The sequence below is a fragment of the Streptomyces sp. NPDC048248 genome (genome assembly GCF_043201875.1).
Taxonomy (GTDB): Bacteria; Actinomycetota; Actinomycetes; order Streptomycetales; family Streptomycetaceae; genus Streptomyces.
Genome location: NZ_JBICZL010000003.1, coordinates 468,398 through 485,812, shown reverse-complemented (window position 1 = coordinate 485,812; position 17,415 = coordinate 468,398). Strand labels below are relative to the sequence as shown.

Below are 17,415 nucleotides of genomic sequence, written 5' to 3'. Positions count from 1 at the left end.
CCCGACACTCGGCCCGGCGGCGCCCCCCTGCCCTCTCGCCCGCCCGCCCGCCTCCGCGCCCTGCGCCTGGAGCGGTGGCCCGGGCGGTCATCTAACGTCTCGTACGTGCCCTACTTCGACGCCGCATCCGCCGCTCCCCTGCATCCCGTCGCCCGGGACGCGTTGCTCGCCTCCCTGGACGAGGGCTGGGCCGACCCGGCCCGCCTCTATCGCGAGGGACGGCGGGCCCGGCTGCTGCTGGATGCCGCGCGGGAGGCGGCGGCGGAGGCCGTGGGGTGCCGCCCCGACGAGCTGGTTTTCACCCCTTCGGGGACGCAGGCCGTACATTCCGGAATTTTCGGCGCGCTCGCGGCCCGTCGGCGTGTCGGGCGCCGGTTGCTGCACTCCGCGGTCGAGCACTCCGCGGTGCTGCACGCCGCGGCGGTGCACGCGGCCGCGGGCGGCACGGTGTCGGAGGTGGCCGTGGACCGTGCCGGCCGGGTGGCGGCCGAGGAGGTCGCCGCCGCGCTGCAAGCGGACACCGCGCTCGCCTGCCTGCAGTCCGCCAATCACGAGGTGGGAACCGAACAGCCGGTCGAGGAGGTAGCTGCGCTCTGCCGGGAGGCGGGCGTGCCCCTCCTGGTGGACGCCGCACAGTCCCTGTTGTGGGGAAAGGTCCCCGGCCCCTGGTCGCTGCTGGCGGGGAGCGCGCACAAGTGGGGCGGACCGCCCGGCGTCGGACTACTCGTGGTCCGTAAGGGCACCCGGTTCTCGCCCCAGGGGCCCCTGGACGAGCGGGAGTCGGGGCGCGCACCCGGATTCGAGAACCTCCCGGCGATCGTGGCCGCGGCGGCGTCCCTGCGGGCGGTGCGCGCCGCCGCGGAGTCCGGACCGGACGAAGGGGCGCGGCTGCGGGGGCTGGTGGAGACGATCCGGGCCCGGGTGCCGGAGCTGGTACCGGATGTGGAGGTCGTCGGCGACCCGGTTCACCGGCTGCCGCACATGGTGACCTTCTCGTGTCTCTATGTGGACGGGGAGACGCTGCTGCACGAGCTGGATCGTGCGGGCTTCTCGGTTTCGTCGGGTTCCTCGTGCACCTCCAGCACGCTGATCCCGAGCCATGTGCTGCGCGCGATGGGGGTGCTGTCCGAGGGCAATGTGCGGGTCTCGCTGCCGTACGGCACGCCCGAGGCGGAGGTGGACCGGTTCCTGGAGGTGCTGCCGGAGACGGTGCGCTCGGTGCGGGAGCGGCTGGGTGTGCCCGCCGGGGAGTCCGCGGCGACGGCCACGGCCGCTGAGGACGGGGCGGGAGCGGGAAGCACGCCGGAGGCGGCGGTCGCGACGGCTCCGGCGGCCGGCTCCGACTCCCCCACCGGGATGGTGGTCGACGCACTCGGCAGGCGCTGTCCGATCCCGGTCATCGAGCTGGCGAAGGTGATCGGCCTGGTGGCGGTCGGTGACACCGTGACGGTGCTGTCCGACGACGAGGCGGCGCGGCTGGACATTCCCGCCTGGTGCGCGATGCGCGAGCAGGAGTACGTCGGCGAACGGGCAGCGGAACGCGGCGCCGCGTACGTCGTGCGGCGCCGCGTCTGACCGGTGCGGGCGGCTCAGCCCAGGTGGGCCTGGATCTCGCCCGCGGCCTCGTGGCCGTATGCCTTGGTGAAGCGGTCGAGGAAGTGGCTGCGGCGCAGCTCGTACTCCTGGGTGCCGACGGTCTCGATGACCAGCGTCGCCAGCATGCAGCCGACCTGCGCGGCGCGCTCCAGGCCGACGCCCCAGGCCAGGCCGGACAGGAAGCCGGCGCGGAAGGCGTCGCCCACGCCGGTCGGGTCGGCCTTGGTGGTCTCCTCCGGGACGCCGACCTCGATGGCGGGCTCGCCGACCCGCTCGATGCGGACGCCGTTGGCGCCCAGGGTCGTCACCCGGGTGCCGACCTTGGCGAGGATCTCGTCGGAGGTCCAGCCGGTCTTGGACTCGATCAGGCCCTTTTCGTACTCGTTGGAGAAGAGGTAGGCCGCGCCCTCCATGAGCGTGCGGATGGCCTCGCCGTCCATGCGGGCGATCTGCTGCGAGAAGTCGGCAGCGAAGGGGATCGCGCGGCTGCGGCACTCCTCGGTGTGCCGGATCATCGCCTCGGGGTCGTCCGCGCCGATCAGTGCGAGGTCGAGGCCGCCGACCCGCTCGGCCACGGTGTGCAGCTCGATCAGCCGGGCCTCGCTCATGGCGCCGGTGTAGAAGGAGCCGATCTGGTTGTGGTCGGCGTCGGTGGTGCACACGAAGCGCGCGGTGTGCAGGACCTCGGAGATGCGCACCGAGCGGGTGTCCACGCCGTGCCGGTCCAGCCAGGCGCGGTACTCCTCGAAGTCGTTGCCCGCGGCACCGACCAGGATCGGCGCGGTGCCGAGCTGGCCCATGCCGAAGCAGATGTTGGCGGCGACGCCGCCGCGGCGGACGTCGAGCTGGTCGACCAGGAAGGAGAGGGAGACCGTGTGCAGCTGATCGGCGACCAATTGGTCGGCGAAGCGGCCGGGGAAGGTCATCAGATGGTCGGTGGCGATGGAGCCGGTGACTGCGATACGCACGACGGGTCTGCTCCTGCGGAAGGCGTGAGGGCGGGCGGACGGAGAGCAACGCTACCCGGTGGCACGAGGCCCTCCTACCTGACAAAACTACCCAATAGTAGGGCTTTCTCCGCAGGCCGAGGGGTGCGTACCGTTCCGCTATGGCCAACAATGTGAAAGCCGTCACCCCTCGTTCCGCCGCGGTTTCCACCGGGGACCCGGAGTCGCTCGACCAGCTGCGCGGGGACTGCGCGCGGATGGCACCGCACTGGAAGGCCGGTGAGCGGTCCGCGCCGGCCCCGGGCAGCGCGTCCGATCTGCGCGGTATCAAGGTCTCCGCGGCTTCCGCTGCACTGGTCGACGGTATGTCCGAATACGGCGACTGAACAGGCATCTGAAGGGAACCGCACGCACCCCCGGCCCGTCCCATCGGCGTCCCCCTCACGGAGGATGGCACGTCAGATGTCCAGCGGAGCCGAAGGAGCGATGCGGTGAACACCGAGGACACCACCGAGACCCCGACGTCCACGGAGCGCAGGCGGCGCACCCCCCTGGTGGTCGCCTCGATGGCCGCTGCGGTGCTGCTCGCCGGGGGCGGCGCGGCGTACTGGGCGTCGTCCGCGTCCAGTGGCGGGGACTCCGCCGCGGGCGCCGGGGCGAAGAAGGACCCGCCGCCACTGGCGCTCGACGGCTACGGCGGCGGCGGGATCGCCGCCGGGGAGCCCAACCCGCAGGGTGCGAACTACCGGGCGGTGGAGAAGCTGCCGGACGGGCCCGACTCCGCGCCGGTGTACCGCCCCCAGGGGCAGATCGGCAAGGCGGCCGTGGAACGGCTGGCCAAGGCTCTGGATGTGGCCGGAAAGGTCCGGTCGGAGGGCAACACCTGGAAGGTCGGAGGGCTGACGCGGGATGCCCGCAGCCCCGTCCTCCAGGTGAACAAGACCGGCTCGGGCTCGTGGACGTACACGCAGTACGGCACCCCGGGCGGGACGAACTGCGCGCTGCCCGCGAACCCCAAGGGCGATGCCGAGGAGGGCTCGGACCCGTCGAGTCGGCCCGGCTGCCCGTCCTACCGCGGCGGCGGGGACGCCTCGACGGAGGACGACGGCAGCGGCAAGGGCGCGGTGTCGCAGGAGAAGGCGAAGCAGGCGGTGCAGCCCGCGCTGAAGGCGCTCGGCCGACAGGACGCGAAGTTGGACGCGAGCGGACTGTCCGGCGCGGTGCGGATCGTGACCGCGAACCCGGTGCTCGGCGGGCTGCCGACGTACGGCTGGCAGAGCGATCTGCAGGTCGGCTCGGACGGCCAAGTGGTGGGCGGCAGCGGCCAGTTGGCGAATCCGGTCAAGGGCGCGGACTATCCGGTGCTGAACGCGGACAAAACGCTGGACCGGCTGAACTCGCGGGACGGCCGCAACAAGCCCGGTGACTGCGCATCTCCGCAGACCGAGAAGGGCCGCAGCGGTGGCGGTGTCGCGCCCTGCGAGCCGGCGCCGACGCGGGCACAGAAGCCGGCCGAGGTGACCGGCGCGGCCTTCGGGCTCTCGGTGCAGTACGTGGACGGCCGGCAGGCGCTGGTGCCGTCGTGGCTGTACAAGGTGCGTCAGCCGGGCGCGAGCAACGGCGGCCCGGACGCGGTGTCGACGGTCGCGCACCCGGCGGTGGACCCGGCGTATCTGGCGCACCGGGACGACTACGGCGCGTCGCAGAGCCCGGGGCAGTCGCCGCAGAAGCCCTCCGGCAAGCCCGGGGCGATGGCGCTGGAGTCCTACGCCGTCTCCGATGGCGGCAAGACGCTCACGCTGCACTTCTGGGGCGGCGTGTGCAGCACGTACTCGGTCAGCGCCAAGGAGTCGGGCAAGACGGTGAAGACCAAGGTGACCGGCAAGGACAAGAAGCCGGGCCAGGTCTGCGTCAAGATCGCCAAGGAGTTCACCAAGACGGTGACGCTGGACAAGCCACTGGACGGCCGGAAGGTCGTCGATGTGTCGACCGGTGAGTCCGTGCCGAAGCAGTGACGAGGGCCGGGAACGGCGAAAGGCGGCGCCCCTCGGGGCGCCGCCTTTCTTCCCGCTGACTCTTAACTGAAGGAGTCGCCGCAGGCGCAGGAGCCGGTGGCGTTCGGGTTGTCGATCGTGAAGCCCTGCTTCTCGATGGTGTCCACGAAGTCGATCGAGGCACCACCCAGGTAGGGGGCGCTCATCCGGTCGGTGACGACCTTGACGCCGTCGAAGTCCTTCACGACGTCACCGTCGAGCGAGCGCTCGTCGAAGAAGAGCTGGTAGCGCAGTCCGGAGCAGCCACCGGGCTGAACGGCCACCCGCAGCGCGAGGTCGTCCCGGCCTTCCTGCTCCAGCAGGCCCTTCACCTTCGACGCGGCCGCGTCGGACAGGATGATGCCGTCGCTGACGGTGGTCTCGTCCTGAACGCTCATCTACATCTCTCCCGGGTTGTACGGACCGCTTGTCATCGGATGCAGAACTCTGCAACCAAAGACTTCCCGGATAAATTCCGGCTGGGCTCAACTTGTCGAGAAGCCTTCCGGACACTGCCCGCAAGGGTTCTCTCTTCATGCTCGCACACCGGCGCGCGGTTGACTGTGGCCGCCCGCACGAGCGGCGGGGCGGATGCGTCACATCGACACAATGGCCATCGTCAAAGTGACGTGAAGGAGCTATGATAGATAGCGTCAAATAGACGAAAAGGCTCCCGGTGTGCACGCACCGGCTCCACTGGTGTGCGGCTGCGCCGCGCTCATCGAAGAAAAGAGAGGGTGCGTGTCGTGACCACCGCCCAGCCCCTGGACGTCCAGCCGAGCCCGCTCGCGCTGCTCCTTCTCGGCCGCGAGGCCGATCCGAAGAGCGAGCGCGGCGTGGACTGCCCCGGCGACCTGCCGGCTCCGTCCGACCCCGACCTCGTCGAGCGCGCCCGCGCGGCCAAGGCGAAGCTCGGGGACAAGGTCTTCATCCTCGGGCACCACTACCAGCGGGACGAGGTCATCGAGTTCGCCGATGTGACCGGTGACTCCTTCAAGCTGGCGCGGGACGCCGCCGCACGGCCGGACGCCGAATACATCGTCTTCTGCGGTGTGCACTTCATGGCGGAGTCCGCGGACATCCTCACCACCGACGACCAGCAGGTCGTCCTCCCCGACCTGGCCGCGGGCTGCTCCATGGCCGACATGGCCAGCGCCGAGCAGGTCGCCGAGTGCTGGGACGTGCTGACCGAGGCCGGCATAGCCGAGCAGGTCGTGCCCGTGTCGTACATGAACTCCTCGGCCGACATCAAGGCGTTCACCGGCAAGCACGGCGGCACGATCTGCACCTCCTCCAACGCCAAGCGGGCGCTGGAGTGGGCGTTCGAGCAGGGAGACCCCTCGACGAGCAAGGTGCTCTTCCTGCCCGACCAGCACCTGGGCCGCAACACCGCCGTCCGCGACCTGGGCATGTCGCTGGAGGACTGCGTCGTCTACAACCCGCACAAGCCGGGCGGCGGGCTGACCGTCGAGCAGCTGCGGAACGCCAAGATGATCCTGTGGCGCGGGCACTGCTCGGTGCACGGCCGCTTCTCGCTGGAGTCGGTCGAGGACGTGCGGGCACGGATCCCCGGCGTGAACGTCCTGGTGCACCCCGAGTGCAAGAACGAGGTCGTGGCGGCCGCAGACCACGTCGGGTCGACGGAGTACATCATCAAGGCCCTGGAGGCCGCGCCCGCCGGTTCGAAGTGGGCGATCGGCACCGAGCTGAACCTCGTCCGGCGGCTGGCGAACCGGTTCGCCGCGGAGGACAAGGAGATCGTCTTCCTCGACAAGACGGTCTGCTTCTGCTCGACCATGAACCGCATCGACCTGCCGCACCTGGTCTGGACGCTGGAGTCGCTGGCGGCCGGCAAGGTCGTCAACCGCATCGAGGTCGACAAGGAGACCGAGAGCTTCGCCAAGCTGGCGCTGGAGCGGATGCTGGCGCTGCCGTAGGCGCGCCGGAAGCCGAAGGGCCGGGCCCGCACCGTTGAGGTGCGTGCCCGGCCCTTCGTGTCGTCCACGTGGCCCGAGGGGCGGTCAGACGCCCGCCGGCTCCGGTGTGCGGTCGTCCTTCCCGGCCGGGGTCTCGTCCGCCTTCCCGGCCGCCTTCTTCTTCGCGCGGCGCTCCTTGCGCAGCTCGATCATGGCGTAGAGCGTCGGGACGAGGAGCAGCGTCAGCAGCGTCGAGGTGATCAGACCGCCGATCACCACCACCGCGAGGGGCTGCGAGATGAAACCGCCGTCCCCGGTGATGGACAGCGCCATCGGCAACAGGGCGCAGATGGTCGCGAGCGCCGTCATCAGGATCGGGCGGAGCCGGTGCCGGCCGCCCTCGATGACCGCCTCCACCACGCCGTGGCCCTGCGCCCGGTACTGGTTGATCAGGTCGATCAGCACGATGGCGTTGGTGACCACGATGCCGATCAGCATCAGCATGCCGATCATCGCCGGCACGCCCAGCGGGGTGCCGGTGGCGACCAGCAGGCCGATCGCGCCGGTCGCCGCGAAGGGAATCGAGACCAGCAGGATCAGCGGCTGCACCAGCGACTTGAAGGTCGCGACCAGCAGCATGAAGACGATCGCGATGGCCGCGAGCATGGCCAGTCCGAGCGAGGTGAACGCTTCGGTCTGGTCCTGCGAGACGCCGCCGACCTCCGCGGTCGCGCCGTCCGGCAGGTCGAGCGCCTTGATCTCGCTCTGCAGCGCGGTGCTGACCGCGCCGGTGTTGTCACCGGTCGGCTTGGCGGTGATCGTCGCCGAGCGCGCGCCGTCGATCCGGGTCTTCTGGACCGGGCCGGGGACGGTCCGCACGGTGGCGATCTCGCCGAGTTCGACCGGGCCTGCCGGCGTCGGGACGGCAAGGTCGCGCAACTCGGCCTCGGTGGTGGCCGGGTGGGCCGCCATGATGACGATGTCGCGCTCGGTGTCGTCCAGCAGCGCCTTGCCGCTGGTGGTACCACGGACCGCCTGCGCGACCGCCGCGCCGAGGGTGGCCTGGTTGTAACCGGCCGCCGCTGCCTTGGCGTTGGCCTTGACGGAGATCCGCGGCACGCTCTGCGCCAGGTCGCTCTGCACATCGGTGACGTCGTCGAGACCGGCGACGGCCTTGCGCACCTTCTCCGAGGCGGCCTGCAGGACGTCGGCGTCACCGGCCTTGACCACCACGCTCAGGTCCTGGCTGCCGAAGCCGCCGCCCGCGGTGACCGTCGTCTCGCCGATGTCCTTGCCGAGCTTGTCGAGCCCGGCCCGCAGGTCGTCGGAGACCTTGCCGGAGTCCGCGTCGGACGCGAGCTTGAGCTGGTAGGAGGCCTGGTTGGCGCCGGTGCCGCCGCCGAAGGCCGCCATGAAGCCGGAGGAGCCGACGGTGACCTGGTAGTCCTCGACGCCGTCGGTGCCGGCCAGCAGCTTCTCGACCTTCTTGGCCTGCGCGTCGGCCGCGCCCAGGCTGGTGCCGGGCTTCAGCTCCTGCTTGACGGTGAGGGTGTCCTGGTCGCCCTGGTCGAAGAAGTTGGTCTTCAGCAGCGGCCCCATGCCGAAGGTGCCGATGAGGATGACGGCCGCGATCACCAGGCTGGTGACACGGCGGCGGGTGGCGAAGCGCAGCACCGGGACGTACATCCGCTGGAGGGGGCTGCGGGTCTCCTTGTCCTCCGCCGCGCGGCGCAGCTCCTCCGGGTCGGTGCCCTCGGGGATCTTCGGGGCGCGCAGGAACCAGTACGACAGCACCGGCACGACCGTCAGCGACACGATCAGGGACGAGAGCAGGGCGACGGTGACGGTGAGCGAGAAGGAGCCGAAGAGGGCGCCGACCATGCCGCCGACCACGCCGATGGGGAGGAAGACGGCGACGGTGGTGAGGGTGGAGGAGGTGATCGCTCCGGAGACCTCACGGACGGCGGTGAGGATGGCCGAGCGGCGCTCCTCGCCGTAGCCCAGGTGCCGCTTGATGTTCTCCAGGACGACGATGGAGTCGTCGACGACGCGGCCGATGGCGATGGTCAGCGCGCCGAGGGTGAGCATGTTCAGGGAAAGGTCCTGGGTCCACAGGACGATGAGGGTGATGACGACGGAGAGCGGGATGGAGACCGCCGTCACCAGCGTGGAGCGCAGGCTCAGCAGGAAGACCAGGATCACGATCACGGCCATGATCAGGCCGAGCAGGCCCTCGGTGGTCAGCGACTCGATCGACTTGGAGACGGCCGGGCCCTGGTCGGAGACGACCGTGACGTCGGTGCCCTTGCCGAGGTCCTGACGGATCTGGGGCAGCTTGTCCTTGACCGCGTCGGAGATGGCGACGGCGCTGCCGTCCTGGTCCATCGTCACCATGACGGCGAGGCTGGGCTTGCCGTCGGTGCGGGTCAGCGAGGTCGGCGCCGCCGGCTTCTCCTTGACGTTCGCGACGTCACCGAGCCGGACCGGCTCGGCCGCGCCGCCGCCCGGGGCCGCGGACGCGCCCGCCGCCGGGCTCGGGGCGATCATGAGATCCTGGATCTGACGGACCGAACTGAATCCCGCGCCGACCTGCACGGTCCTGCTCCGGCCGTCCTCGGCGAACGAGCCGGCCGGCACCGAGGTGCCACCGGCCTCCAGCGCCTGGCCGAGGGCGGCGGCGCTCAGCCCGGAGGCGGCGAGCTTCTTGTCGTCGGGGGTGACCGCGACGATCCGGTCCTGCACGCCGTCCACGGTGACCTGGCCGACGCCGTCGATGTTCTTCAGACCCGGGACGACGCTGCGGTCCAGCTGGTCGGCGAGGGTCTGCTGGTCCTTGCTGGTGGAGGAGAGGGCGAGGACGACGGTGGGTATGTCGTCCGTCGAGCCGGCCACCACCTGCGGGTCGACGTCCTTCGGCAGCTGCGCACGGGCCCGGTTCACAGCCTGCTGGACATCGGCGACCAGGCGCTTGGAGTCGTTGCCGTAGTCGAACTGCGCCATGATGACGCCGGAGCCCTCGCTCGACGTCGAGGTGACGCTCTTGATGCCGTCGACCGCCTGGATGCCGTCCTCCAGCGGCTCGATCACCTGCTTCTCGACGACGTCGGGGGACGCGCCCTGGTACGGCGCCAGCACGGACACCATGGGGAGTTCGATGGAGGGCAGGAGCTGCTGCTTGAGCTGGGGTATCGCGATGGCGCCGAAGGCGATCGCCACGATCGACATCAGCGCTATCAGGCCCCGTTGTACGAGGCTGAGTCGGGACAGCCAGGACATGGGTGACGTCTCTCTTCTGTTCTGAAAGGGTCGGCCGGGGCGCGCCGGAGGACCGGGGCGCGGCGGCCTGCTCCGCCCCCGTCCGGGTCGCGTCCCCGGGGGCCTGCACCGGCCCACCTACACCATCGCCCCTGGCAGGGCCGCTTTCCCTCGCTCGCAGGTCGGTTTCGGGGCCGGGGGCGTACAGCGTTCGGAGTACGGGCCCCGCGCCCTCACTGCACCCGTGGGCGTACGAGTCCCGATTCGTACGCGATGACCACCAGTTGTGCCCGGTCCCTGGCCCCGAGTTTCGCCATCGCACGGTTCACATGCGTCTTGACGGTCAGCGGACTGACGGCCAGCTGTTCGGCGATCTCGTCGTTGGACAGCCCGCCGGCCACCAGGACCAGCACCTCCCGCTCGCGGCCGGTGAGCGTCGAGAGCCGCTCGGCACCGCGGCCACCGGGACCGCCGTCGGCCGAACTGTCGCCCTGCGCGAGGAACTTGGCGATCAGCCCCTTGGTCGCGACCGGGGAGAGCAGCGCCTCGCCGGCCGCCGCGATCCGGATGGCGCTCAGCAGTTCGTCGGGCTCGGCGCCCTTGCCCAGGAAGCCGCTCGCACCGGCGCGCAGGGACTGCACCACGTAGTCGTCCACCTCGAAGGTGGTCAGGATGACCACCCGCACGCCGGTCAGCTTCGGGTCCTGGCTGATCATGCGGGTGGCGGCGAGGCCGTCCACGCCTGGCATCCGGATGTCCATCAGCACCACGTCGGGGACGCTCGACGCGGCCAGTTCGTATGCCTGGGCGCCGTCGGACGCCTCCCCGACCACCTCCATGTCGGGCTCGGAGTCGACGAGTATGCGGAACGCGCTGCGCAGCAGCGTCTGGTCGTCGGCGAGCAGTACCTTGATCGTCATGCGGTCTCCCCCGTACGGACGGTTTGCAGCGGCAGGGTGACCCGCACCTGGAATCCCCCGTCGGCGCGCGGCCCGGTCACGACCGTGCCGCGGAGCGCGAAGACCCGCTCGCGCATCCCGATCAGTCCGTGACCGCCGCCGTTCTCCTCCGGCCCGGCCGGCTCCGCCGCGGCGCCGTCGTCCAGGACGGTCACCGACAGCGCGGCGTCGGACCTGACGATCCGCACCGTCGCGCGGGCGCCTTCGCCGGCGTGCTTGTGGACGTTGGTCAGCGCCTCCTGGACCACCCGGTAGGCGGTGAGGTCGACGGAGGCGGGCAGGGCGTCGGGCGGCCGGGGAATCTCCAGTTCGACGGGGAGTCCGGCGCGGGTGAACCCCTCGACGAGCTGGTCCAGGACGCCGAGCCCCGGCGCCGGTTCGGTCGGCGCCTTCGGGTCGTCGGACTGGCGCAGCAGGCCGACCGTGGCGCGGAGTTCCTCCAGCGCCGAGCGGGACGCCTCGCGTACGTGCGCCAGCGCCTGCTTGGCCTGGTCGGGGCGGTTGTCCATGACGTGCGAGGCGACACCGGCCTGCACATTGACGAGCGCGATGTGGTGGGCGACGACGTCGTGCAGCTCGCGGGCGATGCGCATCCGTTCCTCGGCGACCCGGCGCCTGGCCTCCTCCTCCCGCGTCCGCTCGGCCCGCTCGGCGCGCTCGCGGATGGCGTTGACGTAGGCCCGGCGGCTGCGCACCGCGTCGCCCGCCGCCGCGGCCATGCCCGTCCAGGCGAAGATCCCGAGGTTCTCCTGCGCGTACCAGGAGCTCGCGCCGTAGAGCATCGCGGCGGCGGTCAGCACGACGACGGTCAGCGCGCCGACCCGCCAGGTGGTGGGCCGGTCGGTGCGCGAGGCGAGGGTGAAGAGGGCGACCACGGAGGAGGCCGCCACGGGGGCCCGCGGATCGCTGGACTGCACGACGAGTTCGACGATGGTCAGCGAACCGGTGGCGGCCAGGACCGATCGCGGCAGCCGGCGGCGCAGCACCAGCGCGGAGCAGGCCAGGGCGGCCAGCACCACGGTCGTGGCCGACAGCTCGCGGGCGCCGAACCGCGGGCCGTGCGGGCCGTGCGGGTCGGCGACCGCGCCGCACAGGATCGCCGCGAAGACGCCCACCGCCAGGACGGCGTCGAACGCGAGCGGATGCGTCCGGTACCACGGGAAGCGGCCCACGCGGGGCGCGTCCTGGCCGGGTTCGGGTGAGGTCACAAGAGCAAACGGTAACGCCCCGGTCCCACGAGAGGGCCGGGGCGCTGTCGTTGTGCGCTGGATGGAAGGTGGCACACGGCCGGTACCGGACCGCGGGTCCGCGCCGGCCGGGCGCTCAGCCCGGGATCAGACCGTCGTCGCTGAGCATCTCCCGGACTTCTTCGAGGGTCGCGTCCGGAGACGGCAGGATGAGTTCGGACGGCTCCAGTGCGTCGTCGGGCAGGGGGGTGCCCATCCGGCGCACCGCGTCCAGCAGGGCGCCGAGCGTCCGGCGGAAGCCGTCGTCGTCGCCGCTCTCCATCTCGGCGAGCAGCTCATCGTCCAGCTTGTTCAGCTCGGTGAAGTGGGCATCGTCCAGCTTCACCTGGCCCTCCCCCATGATCCGTACGATCACGACGGTCTCCCTTGGTCCGGTCCGACGATCTCTGCGAGGCTATCCGCCGCCGACCGTCACTGCTTGTCGAAACGCGGCTGGTCCTGCTGCTGCGACGGCTGGGCCTCGCCGCCCTGGCCCGGCTCGATGGCCTGCTTGCCGGCGGACGGGCCGCCCGCGAGCTCGGCCTTCATCCGCTGCAGTTCCAGCTCGACATCGGTGCCGCCGGACAGCCGGTCCAGCTCGGCCGTGATGTCGTCCTTGGCCATACCGGTCGGGTCGTCCAGCGCACCGGAGGCCAGCAGCTCGTCGATCGCGCCGGCCCGCGCCTGCATCTGCGCGGTCTTGTCCTCGGCACGCTCGACGGCCATGCCGACGTCGCCCATCTCCTCGGAGATGCCGGAGAAGGCCTCGCCGATCCGGGTCTGGGCCTGGGCCGCGGTGTACGTGGCCTTGATGGTCTCCTTCTTCGTACGGAAGGCGTCGACCTTGGCCTGCAGCCGCTGCGCCGCGAGGGTGAGCTTCTCCTCCTCACCCTGCAGCGTCTGGTGCTGCGTCTCCAGGTCGGTGACCTGCTGCTGCAGCGCGCTGCGACGGGAGAGCGCCTCGCGGGCGAGGTCCTCCCGGCCGAGCGCGAGCGCCTTGCGGCCCTGGTCCTCCAGCTTGGAGGACTGGCCCTGGAGCTGGTTGAGCTGCAGCTCCAGGCGCTTGCGGGAGGTCGCCACATCGGCGACGCCGCGGCGCACCTTCTGGAGCAGCTCCAGCTGCTTCTGGTACGAGTAATCGAGGGTCTCGCGCGGATCCTCGGCCCGGTCCAGGGCCTTGTTGGCCTTCGCGCGGAAGATCATCCCCATCCGCTTCATGACACCGCTCATGGGCCTCGCGCGCCCCCTTCTGACCGAGTTTTACATCGGGCTTAGGCTCCAGCACATCTACAGACCCCACAGTACGGGCCTTGGTTCCATTACCGCACTGTTCGGACCCGGATGCGCTCCTCCTCCAGGACGATCAGGGAGTACCTGTTCTCCCGCCCAGGGAGTAGGAAGCGCCGGAGAACCGCCGTGGCGCCCGCTCTGTCCTGGTACGCCACCGAGCGTGGGACACGCCGTTGCCGGATCGTTCCCCGTCGGACGATGGCCCACACCCGCCGACCACGTACCCTTGGGTGTTGTGTTCCGAAGCCGTTCGAAGGATGAGCAGGCCGCGACCGCCAAGGTGACCGCGGACCAGCCCCAGCAGCCCCGCGACCCGCAGGCCCCCAAGGGGCGGCCGACGCCGAAGCGCAGCGACGCCCAGTCGCAGCGCCGCTCGCGTGCGCATACGCCGACCAACCGCAAGGAGGCGTCCAAGGCCCAGCGCGAGGCCCGACGTGTCGACATGGCCAAGCAGCGCGAGGCCATGGCCAGCGGTGATGAGCGCTACCTGCCGGTGCGCGACAAGGGACCGGTGCGCCGGTTCGCCCGCGACTTCGTCGACTCGCGCTGGTGCGTCGCGGAGTTCTTCCTGCCGATGGCCGTGGTGATCCTGGTGCTCACCATGGTCCGCGTCCCGCAGATCCAGAACATCGCGCTGCTGCTCTGGCTCGTGATCATCGTCCTGATCGTGCTCGACTCGGTCGGCATCTGGTTCCGCCTCGGCAAGCAGCTCACCGCGCGCTTCCCGAACGAGAGCCAGAAGGGCGTCAAGGCCTACGCGGTCATGCGCACCCTCCAGATGCGTCGACTGCGGCTGCCGAAGCCGCAGGTCAAGCGCGGAGAGCGGCCCTGAGCCGGAGTCCGTCCGGGTTCCGTGGCGGGGCCGACGCCTGGCTCGGTGGCCTGGGCGGACTGCGCAACACCGTCCGCCAGGAACTGGTGGCACGCCAGCTGGAGGAGCAGATAACCGCGCGCTTCCCGGTGGGGCAGCGGCTGCGGGTGCTCGACGTGGGCCCGGGGCAGGGCACGCAGGCCCTGCGGCTGGCACGGGCGGGCCATCAGGTCACCGGACTGGAATCCGACCCGAAGATGCTCCGGGCCGCGCAGGAAGCGCTGGCCACGGAGCCGGCCGGAATCCAGGACCGGGTCCGGCTGATGGAGGGCGACGGCCGGGAGACCGGCGTGCACTTCCTGCCCGGCTCCTTCGACGTCGTGCTCTGCCACGGCGTCCTGATGTACGTACCGGACCCGGACCCGATGCTGGCCGGCCTCGCCCGGGTGCTGGCGCCCGGCGGCCTGCTGTCCCTGGTCGTCCGTAACGCCGACGCGCTGGCCATGCGGCCCGGGCTGTCCGGCGACTGGGCAACGGCGCTGGCCGCCTTCGACTCGCCCGCCTACACCAACCGCCTCGGGCTGACGGTGCGCGCCGACCGGCTGGACGCGCTGCGGGCCACCCTCGCCGGGATCGGCGCTCCGCTGCACACCTGGTACGGCGTCCGGGTCTTCACCGATCTCGCGGTGGACGCCACCGCCCCGGAGTCCGCCGACGAACGGCAGCAGCTGCTGGCCGCGGAGGACCGCGCGGGCCGCACGGACCCCTACCGCGCGGTCGCCGCGCTGCTGCACCTGTGCGGCGTCCGCGGCTGACGGTCCCGGCCGACCGGTTCTGACGACGACAAGGGGCGCCCGCAGGACCGAAGTCCTGCGGGCGCCCCTTGGTCGATCGGCTCGCGGACTCAGTCCGCGTCGGCGTGCAGACTCATCGGCGCCGTGTAGATCTCCGTGCCGTCCTCGAAGAGCCTGACCTGGTCCACCCCGCCGTCGAGCAGGGCTTTCCACTCCTCACCGACCCAGGACTCCGCGTCCCCCTGCGTGGTGAACTCCTCCGGCTCCACCGCGGGCGCCGTCTCCGAACCGTCCGCCTTCTCGAACCGCCACGTCCACGCCATGTCCGCCTCCTGGATCCCACCGAGTACGTGTCTGTGCCACCGCGGGCCGCGGCCTGCCGCAGCCGTGGTGTCGTGCTTTCGTGCTGATCCGCAGCCTAACGGCCGTGTCGAGAGGTCCCCCCGCGCGCCCGCGCGGCACGGACGCGAGAAACTCGGCAGGTGGAACTGACTCTCCTTGGCACCGGAGCCCCGCAGGGGCTGCCGCGCCCCGGCTGCCCGTGCGCCGCCTGTGCCACCGCCGTCGGCGGCGAGGCGCGGGCGGCGACCGCGCTGCTCATCGACGGCGCGCTGCTCATCGACCTGACGCCGGGCCCCGCCTTCGCGGCCGCCCGGGCCGGCCAGTCGCTGGCCGGCGTACGGCAGGTGCTGCTCTCGCACCCGCACGACGGTCCTGCGCTGGAGGTGCCGGCCGGGTTGCCGCAGCCGGGCCGGGTCGCGGACGGGCGGGAGCTGGCGCTGCTCGACGGCCACCGGGTACGGGCCATCGCCGTGGACATTCCCGGCACCGGCTACGAGGTGGGCGGCTCCGGCGGGGAGCGGCTGCTGTATCTGCCCCCGGGCGCCGCACCGGCCGGGCTCGGCGGGGAGCACCGGGGCGGCGGCTACGAGGGCATGGGCGGCAGCGGCCCGTACGACCTGGTGCTGCTGGATGTGCTGGAGCGGCCGGATGCCCTGGCCCGGCTGCGCGCGAGCGGGGCGGTGGACGCGGCGACCGATGTGGTCGCGGTGCACATCGACCACGGTGTGCCGCCGGGCCCCGAGCTGCACCGCAGGCTGGCTGCGGCGGGCGCCCGCGCCGTGCCGGACGGCAGCTCGCTGGTGGTCGGCGAATATCACGCCGTGCCCGATCTGCCGCGCCGCACCCTGGTGCTGGGCGGTGCGCGCAGCGGCAAGTCGGCGGAGGCGGAACGGCGGCTGGCGACCTTCCCCGAGGTGCTGTACGTGGCCACCGGTGGCACCCGGGAGGGCGATACGGAGTGGGCGCAGCGGGTGTCGCTGCACCGCGAGCGGCGCCCCGCCGGCTGGCGCACCGAGGAGACCTGCGATCTGGTGCCGCTGCTCGCGGACACCGGCCCCGGCGCCGACCCTGGCACAGGGCGGCCTGCCGACGCCTCGCCGCTGCTCATCGACTGCCTCGCACTGTGGCTGACGCACGCCATGGACGAGGTCGGGGCGTGGGACGACGAGACGTGGGAGGCCGGTGGCCGGCGCGCGCTGCGGGAGCGGACCGACGCCTTGGTCGCGGCTCTCCGGGCGACCCGGCGCCCGGTGGTGGCGGTGAGCAACGAGGTGGGGTCCGGGGTGGTCCCGGCCACCGCGGCGGGCCGCCGCTTCCGCGATGAACTCGGAAGACTGAACGCCGCGTTCGGCGCCGAGTGCGAGCAACTGCTGCTGGTCGTCGCGGGCCAGGCGATTGCGCTGCGTGGATGACAGGGCGCGGGAGCGCTCGTGTCCACTTGCCCGGGGCCGTCGGGACGGGTGCCCTTGACCCGTGACCGAATCCGAACCGACCACGACCGTATCGGCGGCTGCGACGGGCCGCGCGGCATCCACCGTCCGCAGCGCGCGGGAGCCGCGGTGCGCCGCCGACACCGAAGGGGACGCCGGCGGTTTGCGGGCCCCGGGGCCGCGGGAGCGGTGTTTCGATGCGGCGGTCCTGGCCTACGTGGCGCGCTCTCCGCAGGCGACGGTGGTCGCGCTCGGCGAGGGTCTTGGCACCGGCTTCTGGCGGCTGGACAACGGGCGGCTGACCTGGCTGACGGTGCAGCCGCCGGCGACCGCCGCGATGCGCCGGATGCTGCTGCCGGACGGCCCCCGGCGGCGTACGGTCCCGTGCGCGGTGACCGATCACCGGTGGCTGGATGCGGTGCCGCAGCCGGATCGCGGGGTCGTCGTCGTGGCGCCGGGGGTGCTGACGCGGATGCCGCCGCCCGCGGCGCGGGCGTTGTTCGCGGCCTGCGCGGAGCGGTTTCCCGGCGGTGCGCTGGTCTTTGACGCCCTGCCACGGCGCGTCACCGCGCTGGCACGGTGGTGCGCAGGGCTGTCCGACGGCCGGTGGCCGGCGTCGCGGTGGGGCCTTGACCGGGCCGACCTGCCGCGGGTGGCGAGTGCCCATCCGGGTATCGCCGCGGTGCGTGAACTCCCCTTTTTCCGCGGATTGTCGGCGGGGCCCGAGAGGCGGCGGCCGACCCGGCTGCCGGGCGTGCGCGCGGTGGCGCCCCTGGTGGTCGAGGTGCGGTTCGCGGCACGGTAGCGGCGGGTGCG

General features: G+C 71.9%; 16 protein-coding genes. 8 read left to right on the top strand and 8 right to left on the bottom strand.

What is annotated here, in order from left to right:
- Nucleotides 1-105 precede the first annotated feature (105 nt).
- Entirely contained in the window at nucleotides 106-1,575 is a 1,470-nt protein-coding gene (locus tag ACGFZW_RS08200) for a cysteine desulfurase/sulfurtransferase TusA family protein (RefSeq protein WP_393892217.1), read from the top strand.
- Nucleotides 1,576-1,589: 14 nt separating this feature from the next.
- Here ACGFZW_RS08200 and ACGFZW_RS08195 read toward each other — a convergent pair whose 3' ends face one another.
- A complete protein-coding gene (locus ACGFZW_RS08195; protein WP_393892216.1) occupies nucleotides 1,590-2,564 on the bottom strand; it encodes a carbohydrate kinase family protein in 975 nt (324 codons plus the stop codon).
- Nucleotides 2,565-2,704: 140 nt separating this feature from the next.
- Here ACGFZW_RS08195 and ACGFZW_RS08190 point away from each other — a divergent pair, with 140 nt between their 5' ends.
- Nucleotides 2,705-2,929 (top strand): hypothetical protein, encoded by a 225-nt coding sequence (locus ACGFZW_RS08190; protein WP_393892215.1) that lies wholly within the window; start codon nucleotides 2,705-2,707, stop codon nucleotides 2,927-2,929.
- Nucleotides 2,930-3,034: 105 nt separating this feature from the next.
- Nucleotides 3,035-4,558: a hypothetical protein gene (locus tag ACGFZW_RS08185; protein ID WP_393892214.1), complete on the top strand. Its 1,524-nt coding sequence runs from the start codon at nucleotides 3,035-3,037 to the stop codon at nucleotides 4,556-4,558.
- Between the two features lie 62 nt (nucleotides 4,559-4,620).
- On the opposite strand, the gene ACGFZW_RS08180 is transcribed toward ACGFZW_RS08185, so the two are convergent.
- On the bottom strand, nucleotides 4,621-4,974 hold the full coding sequence (locus ACGFZW_RS08180; RefSeq protein WP_362614785.1) for an iron-sulfur cluster assembly accessory protein: 354 nt from the start codon (nucleotides 4,972-4,974) through the stop codon (nucleotides 4,621-4,623).
- 339 nt (nucleotides 4,975-5,313) lie between these two features.
- Between ACGFZW_RS08180 and nadA the strand changes: the two genes are divergently transcribed.
- Nucleotides 5,314-6,513, top strand: a complete 1,200-nt coding sequence (nadA, locus tag ACGFZW_RS08175) for a quinolinate synthase NadA (protein WP_393892213.1) — start codon at nucleotides 5,314-5,316, stop codon at nucleotides 6,511-6,513.
- An 84-nt stretch (nucleotides 6,514-6,597) separates the two neighbouring features.
- Here the strand turns inward: nadA and ACGFZW_RS08170 are convergent, their stop codons facing one another.
- From ACGFZW_RS08170 to ACGFZW_RS08150, 5 genes are all read right to left on the bottom strand, one after another.
- Nucleotides 6,598-9,768, bottom strand: a complete 3,171-nt coding sequence (locus tag ACGFZW_RS08170; RefSeq protein WP_393892212.1) for an efflux RND transporter permease subunit — start codon at nucleotides 9,766-9,768, stop codon at nucleotides 6,598-6,600.
- 212 nt (nucleotides 9,769-9,980) lie between these two features.
- Nucleotides 9,981-10,667 carry a response regulator gene (locus tag ACGFZW_RS08165; protein ID WP_393892211.1) on the bottom strand — a complete coding sequence of 229 codons (687 nt, stop codon included), beginning with the start codon at nucleotides 10,665-10,667 and terminating at the stop codon, nucleotides 9,981-9,983.
- The gene (locus tag ACGFZW_RS08160; RefSeq protein WP_393892210.1) at nucleotides 10,664-11,914 is read right to left on the bottom strand and encodes a sensor histidine kinase; all 1,251 of its coding nucleotides are present in this window, start codon (nucleotides 11,912-11,914) and stop codon (nucleotides 10,664-10,666) included. Before ACGFZW_RS08160 ends, ACGFZW_RS08165 begins: the two co-directional genes overlap by 4 nt.
- Before the next feature lie 115 nt (nucleotides 11,915-12,029).
- Nucleotides 12,030-12,308 (bottom strand): hypothetical protein, encoded by a 279-nt coding sequence (locus ACGFZW_RS08155; RefSeq protein WP_393892209.1) that lies wholly within the window; start codon nucleotides 12,306-12,308, stop codon nucleotides 12,030-12,032.
- A 56-nt stretch (nucleotides 12,309-12,364) separates the two neighbouring features.
- Nucleotides 12,365-13,162 (bottom strand): PspA/IM30 family protein, encoded by a 798-nt coding sequence (locus ACGFZW_RS08150; protein ID WP_393892208.1) that lies wholly within the window; start codon nucleotides 13,160-13,162, stop codon nucleotides 12,365-12,367.
- Between the two features lie 295 nt (nucleotides 13,163-13,457).
- On the opposite strand from ACGFZW_RS08150, the gene ACGFZW_RS08145 reads away from it, so the two are divergent.
- The gene (locus ACGFZW_RS08145; protein ID WP_393892207.1) at nucleotides 13,458-14,054 is read left to right on the top strand and encodes a DUF3043 domain-containing protein; all 597 of its coding nucleotides are present in this window, start codon (nucleotides 13,458-13,460) and stop codon (nucleotides 14,052-14,054) included.
- Between the two features lie 59 nt (nucleotides 14,055-14,113).
- The gene (locus ACGFZW_RS08140; protein ID WP_393892375.1) at nucleotides 14,114-14,848 is read left to right on the top strand and encodes a methyltransferase domain-containing protein; all 735 of its coding nucleotides are present in this window, start codon (nucleotides 14,114-14,116) and stop codon (nucleotides 14,846-14,848) included.
- A gap of 89 nt (nucleotides 14,849-14,937) precedes the next feature.
- Here the strand turns inward: ACGFZW_RS08140 and ACGFZW_RS08135 are convergent, their stop codons facing one another.
- Nucleotides 14,938-15,150, bottom strand: coding sequence for a hypothetical protein (locus tag ACGFZW_RS08135; protein WP_393892206.1), 213 nt, complete (start codon nucleotides 15,148-15,150; stop codon nucleotides 14,938-14,940).
- A gap of 159 nt (nucleotides 15,151-15,309) precedes the next feature.
- Between ACGFZW_RS08135 and ACGFZW_RS08130 the strand changes: the two genes are divergently transcribed.
- Nucleotides 15,310-16,581, top strand: coding sequence for a bifunctional adenosylcobinamide kinase/adenosylcobinamide-phosphate guanylyltransferase (locus ACGFZW_RS08130; protein ID WP_393892205.1), 1,272 nt, complete (start codon nucleotides 15,310-15,312; stop codon nucleotides 16,579-16,581).
- A gap of 61 nt (nucleotides 16,582-16,642) precedes the next feature.
- Nucleotides 16,643-17,404 (top strand): class I SAM-dependent methyltransferase, encoded by a 762-nt coding sequence (locus ACGFZW_RS08125; protein WP_393892204.1) that lies wholly within the window; start codon nucleotides 16,643-16,645, stop codon nucleotides 17,402-17,404.
- The last annotated feature ends 11 nt before the right edge of the window (nucleotides 17,405-17,415 follow it).